Origin of the sequence: Vibrio sp. S9_S30 (genome assembly GCF_014694455.1) — a bacterium.
Taxonomy (GTDB): Bacteria; Pseudomonadota; Gammaproteobacteria; order Enterobacterales; family Vibrionaceae; genus Vibrio.
The window spans coordinates 162,112-175,294 of sequence record NZ_JAAUWT010000011.1; the positions used below are offsets into that span (position 1 = coordinate 162,112).

Consider the following 13,183-nt stretch of genomic DNA (forward strand, 5'->3'; position numbering starts at 1 on the left):
TTACCATCTTTTATATAATCCATTTTCGAAAATATTCCATTCGGAATTTCTCCGGTTCTTCAATCCTCTCATTACTTTTCCCTGAGATTTGTTCCATGCTTTCCATGCTAACTCTAAACTTTTATATGGTGTTTTTGCTGATGGGTCGTTAATCAGCTTCAGCACTGATGAGTTCCTAAATCCCCCTATACCAGTATTAAAAGTAAAAATGACTAAGGCATCGAATTCATTTTGTGATAAAGCGACTTTAACCGCAGAATTAACCGCATTTACAAAAGGTTTTAAGTCTTGATTCAATAATTTTTCAGCGGATGACTTGGTTATTCCATTCTTATACGTATCCCACTCTGCTTTGCTGATCAAGTGACCATAACCGATTGTGGCACCTTTTACCCATTGTGTTATTTTTTTGCCTGTTTGGTCATCATACGTTTCTGTTGCAAGCTCTTCTATTCCTTTTAGTAAGGTTACTGCTTTTTGGCTTAATATATGAGTTTTCTTTATTGCTGGTGGCGTATTAATAATACAAACGTTTGATTTACTTAACAGTGCTTTTATTGTTCTTCCTTTTGGATCTATCCTTGCGTCAGGTGCGCTCATCTTCACAACTTTTGACTGAAATAACCTTATCTTTTCAATTGTTTTGTTTCCTATTTTCCCATCAAGACTCAGAGCTTGAGTAGAAGATAACTGGGCGACATGGTTTAAAAGTACTTGAATTAACTCTACGTCTTTTTGTTTATTGACACCATTTTTTCCAACTGATTGGCTGATATATTTACTCATAACAACTCCGTTAAATAAAATGAATGAAATTTACCTCTTGATAAAGAATCTATCTACCAAAGTTAAGAGTTATACAGTCGATGTCTAAGTTTTATATTATTGATTTTATTGTTTTTTACATGACCGTTAGTGGTTTTCGATGTTGAAAAATGCCAGCATCACAGTGCTGGCATTGTTTCCTTAATCGCTGGTTTTGATTGTCCTCATGTTCTTTTCTATGTCGCTTTGTTTTCATTTTTCCCCAATCTCGCTATCGGGCTCATATTTAGTGATCCCCCGACCTTCATCATCGAATACCACGCAGGATCCTTCTTGGGTTAAACACGCAGACTTCCGTTTCACTTTTGTGACAGTGATTCACGGGTGTTTTGGATGCGCAAATATAAACGTCTAAAAATAGGAACGGGTTAGAGATTTTCACTAAATTTGACAGGAAATCCTTCGATATATGAAACAGATCCCTAATCTAAATTGATATGATTCGCATTATTAACTGGATATCGGACTCTGATACTCCATGTTGATTATTTGGTACGGTTTCTAGATGCACTTCCTGATGTTTCCTTGAATTGAGCTTCAAGCTAGATGATTCCTCATGGCATATAGTTGCTCGATATTGATTGTTAGTTGCTCAATGTGGTCGTTTGAGCACAAAAGTCACTTGAATAGGAAAAAGCGAGAACATATCGCAGTGTTTGGCAACGTTAGCGTTATAACAAATTTAACTCTCTAGGCTTTAGATGAAGGTAACTTACAACACGGTAGACGACTCAGTCCAAGAACTGGTCAGGACGGACCTCAATGGATGGGCGTTCATTAAATACGATGGGTTTGTTTTTAGAGGGGTATACCAACCCATATTTGACAGAGCGGGGTACATTGTCGCCTATGAAGGGCTCGCTCGAATAACCGATATGAATGGGGCAGCCATCAGTCCAGAAGAATACCTAAGACCGATTCGACAAGATCACAAAAGCTTGCTGCTGTTTTTTCTCATTACAGGCAAGATCCACTTTATCAATTTCTCTAAGTTTTTTTCCGATAACGTCTCCCTTTTCGTTAACGCTCCTCCTAGTGTGTTTAATACATTAGGGAACATATCTGGCGCTATCGAACAATTATTGATACGCCTAAAAATATTGGGGATCCCACAAGAAAATGTGGTGTATGAAATTATGGAAGACAGCAATTCAGAAATGTCGTTAATGGCACAAGGTATTGAAAACTTAAAACAAGTCAATATCCGTGTCGCATTGGATGATTTTGGTTCAATGCACTGTGACATGGCTAGAGTGAAACGGCAACAAGTGGATATTGTGAAAATTGACAAAACGCTCATTCAAAATGCCGATGAAAACCGAGCTCAGCTTTTGGAAGTATTAGAATATTGTCGATCCAGAAACATCAAAACGGTGGCAGAAGGCATTGAAACAAAAGAACAAAAAGCAAGGATGATGGCATTAGGGGTAGATTACTTCCAAGGGTATCTTACTGGTCGGCCCATTTCCGCAAGAACCATTAGCATTAGGATGGCACTTTCTATTTGCTGAACGGAATGCAATAACTCCAGCCAATGTTATTTGTGTTGAAAATGCTTTTCCAAGATGAAGGAAAAAGCGGGCTCTGTTTTGATTGCGCTACGACTGAAGGGGCAATGCCAGTGAGCCAAAACGGGAACAGAGGTGGTTGAGCTGATCGGTGAAGTGTCAGTGCTTTCTTAGAAGACAAAGCGATTCTCACCAAGCCGATTGACATCATCAATGGCCTTGCAAGTACGGTCAGCAAAGCTAAAGTGCGTCTTCAGTGACGGTTATAAACGTTGCTTGTGATAAATGTCGCTTATGATAAACATTGCCTATAAAGGTCAACAGATCCTCATCAGAGCGATACAAGAAGTCGAAGCGTAACATGGTCTTTTTCACTGGATGATCGTCAATGTTTCGTTTCGTCTTCTGGTCGTAACCTATTATTTCTTATACTTATCCCCTTAACCCTTATTTGCGTAAGGTTGACCTGCTAATGATAATCATTATCATGTGCGCATCTTTACTACAATTAAGGTGTGGTTATGGCATCTCCTTCCGAAGGAACCGTTCATACTGACGGAACTGAGTCGTTCTCAATTGAGGACGCTCAATGGCAAGGCATTACATTAACTCCCGCTGCGGCGAAACGTGTACAGCAGCTTTCAATGGATGGAAAGGCCATTCATTTGTCGGTGAAATCTTCGGGTTGCACAGGCTACGCGTACGTTCTCGATCAAATTGATGAACCTCAGGACGGTGACCTTTCTTTTGAATCTCATGGTGCAACACTCTTTGTTGCGCTGAATGCGATGCCATTTCTGGATGGCACTGAAGTGGACTACGTTCGCGAGGGGTTGAATCAGACCTTTACCTATAAAAATCCTAACGTCAAAGCCGAGTGTGGCTGTGGTGAGAGCTTTGGTATTTAGCAAATGACGGCAATTGAAATTCAGCCTGAAGTCCAAAAGGCAATGAATAAGGAAGGATACAAAGAAGGGTTTTATACTCAGCTTGAAAACGACACCTTAGAAAAAGGCATTAATGAGGAAGTGGTTCGTGCCATTTCAGCCAAAAGGAATGAACCAGAGTGGATGTTAGCGTTCCGTTTGGAAGCCTATCGGCTTTGGAAAGAGATGGAAGAGCCGCATTGGCTGAAAGCGGAATACCCCTCTTTGGATTACCAAAACTACAGCTATTACTCTGCACCGAGCTGTGGCAAGTGTGAAGGAAGCGATCTTGAATCCGACGGTTCAAACGAATTTCTGACCAAAGAAGTCGAAGAGGCGTTTGACCAGTTAGGCGTGCCCGTTCGTGAAGGCTCCGAAGTGGCGGTGGATGCCATTTTCGATTCCGTTTCGGTCACCACAACGTACCGTGATGAGCTGAAAGAGCAGGGCATTATTTTCTGTTCATTCAGTGAAGCGATTCACGACTACCCAGAATTGGTTCGCCAGTATTTAGGCACGGTTGTCCCACCCAAAGATAACTTTTTTGCGGCGTTGAATGCCGCCGTCGCGTCTGATGGATCGTTTGTTTACATCCCGCCAGGGGTGCGTTGCCCGCGTGAGCTATCGACGTACTTTAGAATCAACCAAGCGAAGACCGGCCAGTTCGAGCGCACCATCCTAGTGGCGGATGAAGGCGCGTACGTGAGCTACATCGAAGGGTGTTCTGCGCCTGTGCGTGATACCTACCAGCTGCATGCAGCGGTGGTCGAAGTCATCATTCACAAAGACGCCGAAGTGAAATACTCCACAGTACAAAACTGGTTCTCTGGGGTGGAAGGTTCCAAAGGCGGGATCTTGAACTTCGTGACCAAGCGAGCGGTGTGCGAAGGCGCAAACAGTAAAATGTCTTGGACGCAGTCGGAAACAGGGTCTGCGATCACTTGGAAATACCCAAGCGTTATTCTGAAAGGGGACAACTCTGTTGGTGAGTTTTTCTCGGTGGCCTTAACCAATGGCGACCAAAAAGCCGATACGGGCACCAAGATGATCCACATTGGTAAGAACACCAAGTCGACCATCATTTCTAAAGGCATTTCAGCAGGTAAAAGTGAAAACAGTTACCGCGGTTTGGTGAAAGTATTGCCAAGTGCGGAAGGGGCTCGAAACTTTACCCAGTGTGATTCCATGTTGATTGGTGCCGATTGTGGCGCACATACGTTCCCTTACGTTGAAGTGAAAAATTCGACCGCACAGGTTGAGCATGAAGCAACGACATCTCGAATCGGTGAAGATCAGCTTTTTTATTGTGTGCAGCGAGGCATCAGTGAAGATGACGCCATTTCAATGATCGTAAACGGATTCTGTAAAGACGTCTTCTCAGAGCTGCCACTCGAATTTGCGATTGAAGCGCAAAAACTCCTTTCCATCAGTTTAGAACACAGCGTGGGCTAACCCAGTATGTTAGAAATTAAAAATTTAAAAGCCAGTGTTGAGGAGAATCAGATCCTTAACGGCATTAACCTCTCCATCAAACCGGGCGAAGTACACGCCATTATGGGTCCTAACGGTTCAGGCAAAAGTACCTTGTCTTCGACGCTGGCAGGAAAAGACGATTACGAAATCACGGATGGCGAAATCCTGTTCAAAGGCAAAGATCTCGCGGAGCTCGATCCCGATGAGCGTGCCGGTGAAGGTGTCTTTCTAGCGTTCCAATACCCTGTAGAAATTCCGGGTGTGAGCAACAAGTTGTTCCTAAAAACGGCACTGAACGGCATTCGTGAATACCGTGGTGAACCTGAATTGGATCGCTTCGATTTTGAAGACTTGCTCGAAGAAAAAGCCGCATTACTGAAAATGCCGGTTGATCTGCTTAACCGTTCTGTCAACGAAGGGTTTTCTGGCGGCGAGAAAAAACGCAACGACATCCTACAAATGGCGGTGTTAGAGCCACAGCTTTGCATTCTTGATGAGACGGATTCGGGTCTGGATATTGATGCCCTTAAAGCGGTGTCGGATGGCGTAAATGCCCTACGTGATGGCAACCGTTCTTTCATTGTGGTGACCCACTATCAGCGTATTTTGGATTACATCAAACCTGACTTTGTCCATGTTTTGTACAAAGGCAAAATTGTGAAATCTGGCGATCACACCTTGGCGAAAGAGTTAGAGGACAAAGGTTATGGTTGGATTATCGGAGAAGAGTAGAGATATGGCGTTAACGCGTCTTCGCGCTCTTGCGGGTCAGTCTTGTTGGCAAGAAAATAGCTGGCAGTCTTTGGCGCTTTGGGGGATCCCGAACGCCAAGCATGAAGACTGGAAGTACACACCTTTGGATGACTTCCTAGCGTTATCGCACCGCGCGCCAGCACAAAGCAGCATTGACAGCCTTTCATTTGAAAGCATCAGTATGAGTTTTGATTGCTACCGTTTGGTGTTCTTCGATGGACAGTTGGTATCGGAAGTGTCTGACGACATCCCGAATACCGTGATAAAAGCGATCAACGAACTGGATGACTCGGCGCAGCACCTACTTTCAAGCAACATCAATCAAGAAGCCTTCTCAGCCCTGACGGACGCAACGGCCACCGCCGGAATTTATGTTCAAGTGGGCAACGATACTCAGCTTGATAAACCGATTTATCTGTTTCACCTGAACTCGGGCGGTGAAGGCGAGCTGTGCAGCTACCGACACCACATCGAGATTAGCCGATTAGCGGAATGCCATGTGTACGAACACCACGTGTCTCTGAAGCAAGGTGGCGGCGTGACGTGTTCAAGGCTGACGGCGAATGTCAGTGATGGCGCAAACTTCAAGCACATTAAGGTAATTGAAGAAAGTGCCGAGCAGCATCACTTTGGTCACAACGACATCACCTTGTATCGCGACAGCCGTGCGACGAGCCATACTTTTTTGCTGGAAGGTAAATTGGTTAGGCATCACACCAGTGGCCTCTTGAAAGGGCAAGGCGGTGAAGTGGAAATGAACAGTTTAACCTTGCCGAAAGCGGATCAGGTGTTGGACACCAGAACGTATCTTCGCCACCAAGCAGCGCATTGCAATAGCCATCAAACCCATAAAGTGATTGGTAAAGACAACGGTGTTGGCGTCTTTAACGGCATGATTTATGTCGATAAAGGCGCCATTAAAACCGACGGTCAGATGGACAATCACAATCTGCTTCTAAGTGAAAAAGCGCAGATCAACAGCAAGCCACAGCTCGAAATCTACGCCGATGACGTGAAATGCAGCCACGGTGCCACCACGGGGCAAATCGACCAGAGCCAAGTGTTTTACCTTCAGGCTCGCGGCATTCCTAAAGCCAAAGCAGAGAAAATGATCACCTTTGCCTTTGCAGGTGAATTGACCGATGCCATTGAAAATGAAAACGTTCGCAAACACATCATTCGTCGTATTGAGCAAAAATTGGATCGGTCATGAGCACGGAATTCACCCAAGATACCAGCCCATGGCGCAAAGACTTCCCAACGCTGGAACAGAACATCGACGGCAAACCGTTGGTGTATCTTGATTCGGCAGCCAGTGCCCAAACGCCCAACCAAGTGATTGACCGAATGTCTCGATTCTATCGGGACGAATATGCGTCGGTTCATCGCGGGGTGCACCAACTCAGCGCCAATGCCACAGATAATATGGAACAGGCTCGCGACAAAGCTCGTGCTTTTCTTGGTGCGCAATCTCGTGATGAAATCGTGTTCACTAAAGGCACAACGGAAGCCATTAATTTGGTGGCCAACGGCTTTTTGAAACCGCTATTGCGCCGCAAGGGTACGCAGCCGAGTGAGATTGTGATTTCTAACTTGGAGCATCACGCCAACATCGTGCCTTGGCAAATGTTGGCAGAGCAGTTCAATTTAACCGTGAAGGTTTGGGAAGCCAATGAACGCGGAGAGCTCGACATCGCGGCATTGGAGTCGCTGCTGACGGAAGACACTGTGCTGGTGGCCGTGGCACACATCTCGAATGTACTCGGTTCGAGAACGCCCATTGAAGCCGTCACGACGTTGGCGCACAAAAACGGCATTCCGGTGTTACTAGATGGCGCACAAGCCGTCATGCATGAAGCCGTGAACGTCGAAGCATTGGGCTGTGACTTCTACGTTTTCTCTGCCCATAAGCTTTACGGCCCGACTGGCGTTGGTGTTCTGTACGGCAAGAAGACGTTGTTGGATGCGATGGAGCCGTGGGAAGGGGGCGGCGCGATGATCGACAAGGTCTGCCTTCCATCGGGGACGACGTTCAATCAAGCCCCTTGGAAATTGGAAGCGGGTACGCCGAACATTGCCGGCATTCTGGGGTTAGGTGAAGCCATTGATTATGTTCAAGAGGCGGGGTTGGATGCCATTGCCAAGCATGAAAACGAATTAATGGATTACGCATTAACGCAATTGGCAAGCGTTGAAAACATTCAAATTTACGGTAACCCGAGCCATCGTGCAGGGGTGATTCCGTTCAATTTAGGCCATCATCATGCTTACGATGTGGGGACGTTTTTAGACCGATATGGCATCGCCATTCGCACGGGTCATCATTGCGCCATGCCCCTTCTCGCGTCAATGAATCTATCTGCGGTATGCCGTGCATCCATTGCCATGTATACAACACGCGACGATATTGATGCCCTCATAGCTGGGCTTAAACGAATCCATCTTTTGTTAGGATAAAACATGACGCCAGAAAAGCTCGTGAAGAACTTTCACCGTTGTCAGGATTGGGAAGAGCGCTACCTGTACATTATTGAACTGGGGGATCGCCTGAACACCCTATCGGACGACAAACGCACAGACGACTATGTGATTAAAGGGTGCCAAAGCCAAGTTTGGCTCGATCAAGTGCAAGACGAAAAGGGCGCGTTCCATTTTTTTGGCGACAGCGACGCCGCCATCGTGAAAGGGCTCATCGCCGTAACGGTGATTGCGTTTGAAGGCAAAACATCGAAGGAAATTTTAGACTTCGATATCAACCAATGGTTTGAGGCGCTTGAACTGCACAAGCACATCACACCCACCCGTTCTCAAGGGTTGTCTGCCATGGTTGCCAGCATCCAAAAAACCGCTGAAATGTATTCTTAACCCCCTCGGTCTTATTCCCAAATAATATAGCCATTACCTGCTCCAAATCTCGGGGCGGGTAATGCCTTATCTTGGTCAGCAGACCCTAACCCTAGTTCTCTCATTTGTTCTCGTTCATAGTGCGAGTGCGTTATGATCGTATTCCTTTCATATGGGCTATAACAAAACAAACAGAGCTCCGACACGAGGTATCCAACATGTTGAATTGGCAAAGTGTGATTGAATATGCAAACAACGGCAATCTGAAACCAGACAGAGTGATCCACAAACCGGAATCGGAATGGAAAGCGCAGCTGACGGCTGAAGAGTTTCGGATCACTCGGCAAAAAGGCACCGAAAGGGCATTCAGCAGTGAATCGTGCAGTTTGTTTGAGCCTGGGATATACCATTGCGTGTGCTGCGATACCGCGCTATTTGATGGCAGCGTGAAGTTTGAATCGGGTTCTGGCTGGCCATCGTTTACTCAGCCAATCAAAGCCAACGCCATTGCTTATCATATGGATGAAACTCATGGTATGCGCCGCATTGAAACCACCTGCAATGCCTGTGATGCGCATTTGGGGCATGTGTTCCCTGATGGTCCGCCTCCCAGTGGGCTGCGTTATTGCATGAACGCCGTCGCGTTAAAGAAAGCGGAATAAGAGAGGTAACTACTATGACTAGGTCAGTAGCAACATTTGGCGGTGGCTGCTTTTGGTGTACCGAAGCGCTCTTCCAACAAGTCCGTGGTGTTCAGTCGGTCACCAGTGGCTACAGCGGCGGGCACACCAAAAACCCTGCATACCGCGAAGTGTGCAATGGCACAACCGGGCATGCCGAGGTGGTGCAAATTGAGTTTGATTCCGATGAAGTCAGCTTTGCAGACTTAGTTGACATTCACTTAACCACTCATAATCCAACCACGCCGAATCGCCAAGGGGCAGACAGAGGCACCCAATACCGCAGTATCATTCTGACTCATGACGATGAACAAGAGGCAACCGCCAGAGCCGTGATAACCACGTTGTCACCGGAATTTGAACACCCAATAGTGACTGAAATAGTACCTTATGAGCAGTTCTATAAAGCGGAAGAAAAACACCAAAACTATTACCGTGCTCACCCTGAAGGTCGGTATTGCCAAATGGTGATTTCCCCCAAGCTCAATAAATTTAGGGCATCTCATGGCGATAAAATGAGATAGCAACAAAACGAGATAAAAACACAAAAACGCCTCCTCACTTCAATGAGGGGGCGTTTTCCATTTTGCTTTGAGTTGCGTTGAGTTGTACGGCGGTGAGTGGGTGCTTACTGATGGCTTTTCAGTAAGCCATACACTGCGTGATCAACGACTCGCCCATTGAGGTTTTCATTGCGCGTGATAACGCCTTCTAATGTCATGCCTAGTCTTTCTGCAACCGCGCGGCTTGCTCGATTGTCTACGGCCGCACGCAGTTGGGCTTTCTCTAATTTCAATTCTTCAAAAATGATGTCTAACAGGGCAAGGCATGCACGGGTAACGATCCCGTTTCCTTGAGCAGACGCTTCAAGCCAATAACCAATTTCAGCGCGGCTCAAATTGTGGTCAATCGAATTGAGCGAAGCGGCACCCACCAAATTGCCTTTATAAATAATGACGCAGGTCAGCGATTTGCCTTCCGCGTAGTGCTGTAAAGACGTGCGAATAAAACTCAAAAAAGCGTCTTCGTTATCGCAATGTGGCGGCCACGCTAGCCATTGAGAGAGATAGTCTAAATTATCGTTGCGAATTCTTAGAAAATCCTTGGCAAATGAGGGCTGTACCAGTGCCAGCTGGATTTCATCGTCAATCTTTTTTGTGAACATTACCGTCGTTCTCTCATTCTGCATTTCTACCCAAAAACACCATACCTTTCGGGATTCCAGTAGGCAATTTAGAGATTTTCTTTTCATCTTTCAAGGCGGAACAAAATCATCCTTAACTATCATAATGATACTTTTAGTCTCATTTTTATCTTTACAATGTCGTTTGTTTCGCTCTAATATTAAAAACGATACAAAAAGTATCACTGAGTGGTATTTGTGTTTGACTAACTCAGCAGGCTAAAAACGAAGGGCAAGAGATAAGGATGTAAAAATGAGCAATCAGGTTCAACTTCCAAGGGTTATGGAGATCGGGGCGGGTGCCAGCCAGAAAATAGCGGAGGTCTTGACCGGTTTTGGTTGTAAAGCCCCCTTGTTGGTGACGGACAACGTTATGGTGTCGTTGGGTTATCCAGACAAAATCATTCAGTCTCTGTCACAGGCAGGGATGGACTGCGCGGTGTTTTCCGATACCGTGCCTGAACCAACCGTGTCTTCTATATCGCAAGGTGTCGATGTTTTTCGACAGGGTCAGTACGACGCCATTATCGCGTTAGGCGGCGGCAGCCCTATTGATTCCGCGAAAGCCATCAACATTTTGGGCACACACGGCGGCGCGATGCGCGATTACAAGTTTCCTCGCGTGGTAACAGAAGCGGGTGTCCCGTTAATTGCGATTCCGACAACCGCTGGAACGGGATCGGAGGTGACACGATTCACCATCATCACCGATGATGAAGCCGACGAGAAAATGTTGTGCCTTGGGCTAGGTTTTATGCCTGATGCCGCTTTGGTGGATTATGAGTTGACCTCCAGTGTACCTCCAAGGGTGACGGCGGATACGGGAATCGACGCCCTCACTCACGCAATCGAAGCGTACGTGAGCCAAAAAGCGAATTTGTTTAGCGATGCGCAGGCGACAGCGGCCATGAGGCTGATTGCCCCCAACTTAAGAAAAGCGTATCACGAGCCGAATAACCATGAAGCAAGAGAAGCCATGATGCTGGGCTCGACGCTGGCGGGCATGGCCTTTTCCGCTGCTTCTGTGGCACTCGTGCATGGGATGAGTCGCCCAATTGGCGCGTTTTTCCATGTACCTCATGGCTTATCGAATGCAATGCTTTTGCCTGCCATTACCCAGTTTTCTATCCCTAGTGCGAAATCGCGCTACGCGGATTGTGCTCGACATATGGGCATTGTGTTGCAAGAAGCCAGTGATGACGTGGCATGCCATTCACTCGTGCAAGAACTTATTGCGATTAACCAAGAATTGTCTGTGCCGACCATGTCTGAGTTTGGTATCGACAAAGAACAGTATTTTTCACTTTGCGAGGTGATGGCGGAGCAAGCACTGGCGTCTGGATCACCAGGAAATAACCCTAGAGTACCAAGCCAGCAAGAAATCGTCGGACTTTATCATCAGTTATGGGCATAAGGAGATCCCAATGGAACGTATCGGACATTTTATTAATAACAATATTGTTGAATCCCAAGGTTCAGATTTAGCGAAAGTCACCAACCCAGCAACGGGCGAACACATACTTGACGTAGCGCTGGCTTCTGTTCAAACAACCGAGCAAGCGGTTGAAGCCGCGGCCGCAGCCTTCCCTGCGTGGTCGAAAACACCGTCGGTGGTGAGAGCGCGTGTGATGTTTAAATTCAAAGCGCTGGTCGAAACGCACCGTAATGAATTGGCTCAAATCATCACAGAGCAACACGGAAAAGTCCTGAGCGATGCGCAAGGGGAGATCACTCGCGGGCTGGAAGTGGTCGAATTTGCTTGCGGTATTCCGCATGCACAAAAAGGCGAGCACTCGTTGAATGTTGGTCGTCAGGTAGACTCGCACTCCATGATGCAGCCATTGGGGGTATGTGCCGGTATTACGCCCTTCAACTTCCCCGTAATGGTACCGATGTGGATGTTTCCCATTGCGATCGCCTGTGGAAACACGTTTGTGCTGAAACCATCAGAGAAAAACCCCACGCCCGCGATGTTTTTGGCGGAATTGCTTAAACAAGCTGGATTGCCCGACGGTGTGTTCAATGTGGTGAATGGCGATAAAACCGCTGTGGATGTGCTGCTGACTCATCCTGACGTACAGGCGGTCAGTTTTGTTGGTTCAACCCCCATTGCGGAATACATTTATTCTACGGCTTCTGCGCATGGGAAACGTAGCCAAGCACTGGGAGGGGCGAAGAACCACATGGTGGTGATGCCAGATGCAGACACCCAGCAAGTCACCAATGCACTCATGGGGGCGGCGTATGGGTCTGCCGGTGAGCGTTGTATGGCGATCTCGGTTGCCGTGTGTGTGGGGGAAGAAGCCGCCCAAAACACCATTGAATCGTTATTATTGGCCATATCTGAACTCAAAGTGGGCCCTGGTGATAGAGCCGATGAGCCGGATATGGGACCGGTGATCAGCCAAGCACACAAAGACAAAGTGGTTGGGTATATCAATAAAGGGGTGGAAGAAGGGGCGACATTGCTTGTGGATGGCCGAAATTATCAGGTTGAAGGGGCAGAAAGCGGCTTCTTTGTCGGGCCGACTTTGTTTGACCGAGTGACCCCTGATATGACCATTTACCAAGAAGAAATCTTCGGTCCTGTTTTGTCGGTGGTGCGTGTGGATACGCTAGAAGAGGCCATTAAACTGATCAACGATCACGAATACGGTAACGGTACGGCAATCTTTACTGAAAGTGGCAGAGCGGCTCGTCTGTTCCAAGAAAACGTATTGGTTGGCATGATTGGCGTGAACGTGCCGATTCCTGTTCCGATGGCGTTTCACTGCTTTGGTGGTTGGAAACGCTCCATCTTTGGACCACTGAATATGCATGGTCCGGATGGTATTCGCTTCTTTACCCGAATGAAAACGGTGACTTCACGTTGGCCTGAATCGGATGGCTTGCGTGCAGAGTTTTCGATGCCAACGATGAAATAAAGAAATAAAGAAATAAAGAAATAAAGAAATAAAGAAATAAAGAAATAAAGAAATAAAGAAGGAAAGC

The 13,183-nt window shown here is 46.8% G+C and carries 13 protein-coding genes; 11 read left to right on the forward strand and 2 right to left on the reverse strand.

Annotation, left to right across the window (positions count from 1 at the left end; translation table 11 throughout):
* On the reverse strand, positions 1-786 hold the full coding sequence (locus tag HC752_RS14620) for a lysozyme (protein WP_202987902.1): 786 nt from the start codon (positions 784-786) through the stop codon (positions 1-3).
* Positions 787-1,526: 740 nt separating this feature from the next.
* Here HC752_RS14620 and HC752_RS14625 point away from each other — a divergent pair.
* The 9 genes from HC752_RS14625 (at position 1,527) to msrA (ending at position 9,533) form a co-directional block, all read left to right on the forward strand.
* On the forward strand, positions 1,527-2,336 hold the full coding sequence (locus HC752_RS14625; protein WP_190335910.1) for an EAL domain-containing protein: 810 nt from the start codon (positions 1,527-1,529) through the stop codon (positions 2,334-2,336).
* A 518-nt stretch (positions 2,337-2,854) separates the two neighbouring features.
* Positions 2,855-3,241, forward strand: coding sequence for a Fe-S cluster assembly scaffold SufA (gene sufA, locus HC752_RS14630; RefSeq protein ID WP_190335911.1), 387 nt, complete (start codon positions 2,855-2,857; stop codon positions 3,239-3,241).
* A 3-nt stretch (positions 3,242-3,244) separates the two neighbouring features.
* Positions 3,245-4,711 (forward strand): Fe-S cluster assembly protein SufB, encoded by a 1,467-nt coding sequence (sufB, locus tag HC752_RS14635; RefSeq protein ID WP_190335912.1) that lies wholly within the window; start codon positions 3,245-3,247, stop codon positions 4,709-4,711.
* Between the two features lie 6 nt (positions 4,712-4,717).
* Entirely contained in the window at positions 4,718-5,464 is a 747-nt protein-coding gene (sufC, locus tag HC752_RS14640) for a Fe-S cluster assembly ATPase SufC (protein ID WP_190335913.1), read from the forward strand.
* A complete protein-coding gene (sufD, locus tag HC752_RS14645; RefSeq protein ID WP_190335914.1) occupies positions 5,439-6,698 on the forward strand; it encodes a Fe-S cluster assembly protein SufD in 1,260 nt (419 codons plus the stop codon). The genes sufC and sufD overlap by 26 nt, the downstream gene beginning before the upstream one ends.
* On the forward strand, positions 6,695-7,942 hold the full coding sequence (locus HC752_RS14650; protein WP_190335915.1) for a SufS family cysteine desulfurase: 1,248 nt from the start codon (positions 6,695-6,697) through the stop codon (positions 7,940-7,942). Before sufD ends, HC752_RS14650 begins: the two co-directional genes overlap by 4 nt.
* A 3-nt stretch (positions 7,943-7,945) precedes the next feature.
* Complete coding sequence (sufE, locus tag HC752_RS14655) at positions 7,946-8,350, forward strand: cysteine desulfuration protein SufE (RefSeq protein WP_190335916.1); 405 nt, start codon at positions 7,946-7,948, stop codon at positions 8,348-8,350.
* A 197-nt stretch (positions 8,351-8,547) separates the two neighbouring features.
* A complete protein-coding gene (gene msrB / locus HC752_RS14660) occupies positions 8,548-8,991 on the forward strand; it encodes a peptide-methionine (R)-S-oxide reductase MsrB (RefSeq protein ID WP_190335917.1) in 444 nt (147 codons plus the stop codon).
* Between the two features lie 14 nt (positions 8,992-9,005).
* A complete protein-coding gene (gene msrA, locus HC752_RS14665; protein ID WP_190335918.1) occupies positions 9,006-9,533 on the forward strand; it encodes a peptide-methionine (S)-S-oxide reductase MsrA in 528 nt (175 codons plus the stop codon).
* A 104-nt stretch (positions 9,534-9,637) separates the two neighbouring features.
* Here msrA and HC752_RS14670 read toward each other — a convergent pair whose 3' ends face one another.
* Positions 9,638-10,174 carry a GNAT family N-acetyltransferase gene (locus HC752_RS14670; RefSeq protein ID WP_190335919.1) on the reverse strand — a complete coding sequence of 179 codons (537 nt, stop codon included), beginning with the start codon at positions 10,172-10,174 and terminating at the stop codon, positions 9,638-9,640.
* Positions 10,175-10,445: 271 nt separating this feature from the next.
* On the opposite strand from HC752_RS14670, the gene HC752_RS14675 reads away from it, so the two are divergent.
* Positions 10,446-11,606, forward strand: coding sequence for an iron-containing alcohol dehydrogenase (locus HC752_RS14675; protein WP_190335920.1), 1,161 nt, complete (start codon positions 10,446-10,448; stop codon positions 11,604-11,606).
* 10 nt (positions 11,607-11,616) lie between these two features.
* Positions 11,617-13,116, forward strand: a complete 1,500-nt coding sequence (locus HC752_RS14680) for a CoA-acylating methylmalonate-semialdehyde dehydrogenase (RefSeq protein ID WP_190335921.1) — start codon at positions 11,617-11,619, stop codon at positions 13,114-13,116.
* Positions 13,117-13,183: the final 67 nt, after the last annotated feature.

Coding starts and splice junctions, on each gene's coding strand:
- sufB (WP_190335912.1), top strand. CDS start 3,245: ATGACGGCAATTGAAATTCAGCCTGAAGTCCAAAAGGCAATGAATAAG.
- msrB (WP_190335917.1), top strand. CDS start 8,548: ATGTTGAATTGGCAAAGTGTGATTGAATATGCAAACAACGGCAATCTG.
- sufC (WP_190335913.1), top strand. CDS start 4,718: ATGTTAGAAATTAAAAATTTAAAAGCCAGTGTTGAGGAGAATCAGATC.
- sufA (WP_190335911.1), top strand. CDS start 2,855: ATGGCATCTCCTTCCGAAGGAACCGTTCATACTGACGGAACTGAGTCG.
- HC752_RS14670 (WP_190335919.1), bottom strand. CDS start 10,174: ATGTTCACAAAAAAGATTGACGATGAAATCCAGCTGGCACTGGTACAG.
- msrA (WP_190335918.1), top strand. CDS start 9,006: ATGACTAGGTCAGTAGCAACATTTGGCGGTGGCTGCTTTTGGTGTACC.
- sufE (WP_190335916.1), top strand. CDS start 7,946: ATGACGCCAGAAAAGCTCGTGAAGAACTTTCACCGTTGTCAGGATTGG.
- HC752_RS14620 (WP_202987902.1), bottom strand. CDS start 786: ATGAGTAAATATATCAGCCAATCAGTTGGAAAAAATGGTGTCAATAAA.
- HC752_RS14675 (WP_190335920.1), top strand. CDS start 10,446: ATGAGCAATCAGGTTCAACTTCCAAGGGTTATGGAGATCGGGGCGGGT.
- HC752_RS14680 (WP_190335921.1), top strand. CDS start 11,617: ATGGAACGTATCGGACATTTTATTAATAACAATATTGTTGAATCCCAA.
- sufD (WP_190335914.1), top strand. CDS start 5,439: ATGGTTGGATTATCGGAGAAGAGTAGAGATATGGCGTTAACGCGTCTT.
- HC752_RS14625 (WP_190335910.1), top strand. CDS start 1,527: ATGAAGGTAACTTACAACACGGTAGACGACTCAGTCCAAGAACTGGTC.
- HC752_RS14650 (WP_190335915.1), top strand. CDS start 6,695: ATGAGCACGGAATTCACCCAAGATACCAGCCCATGGCGCAAAGACTTC.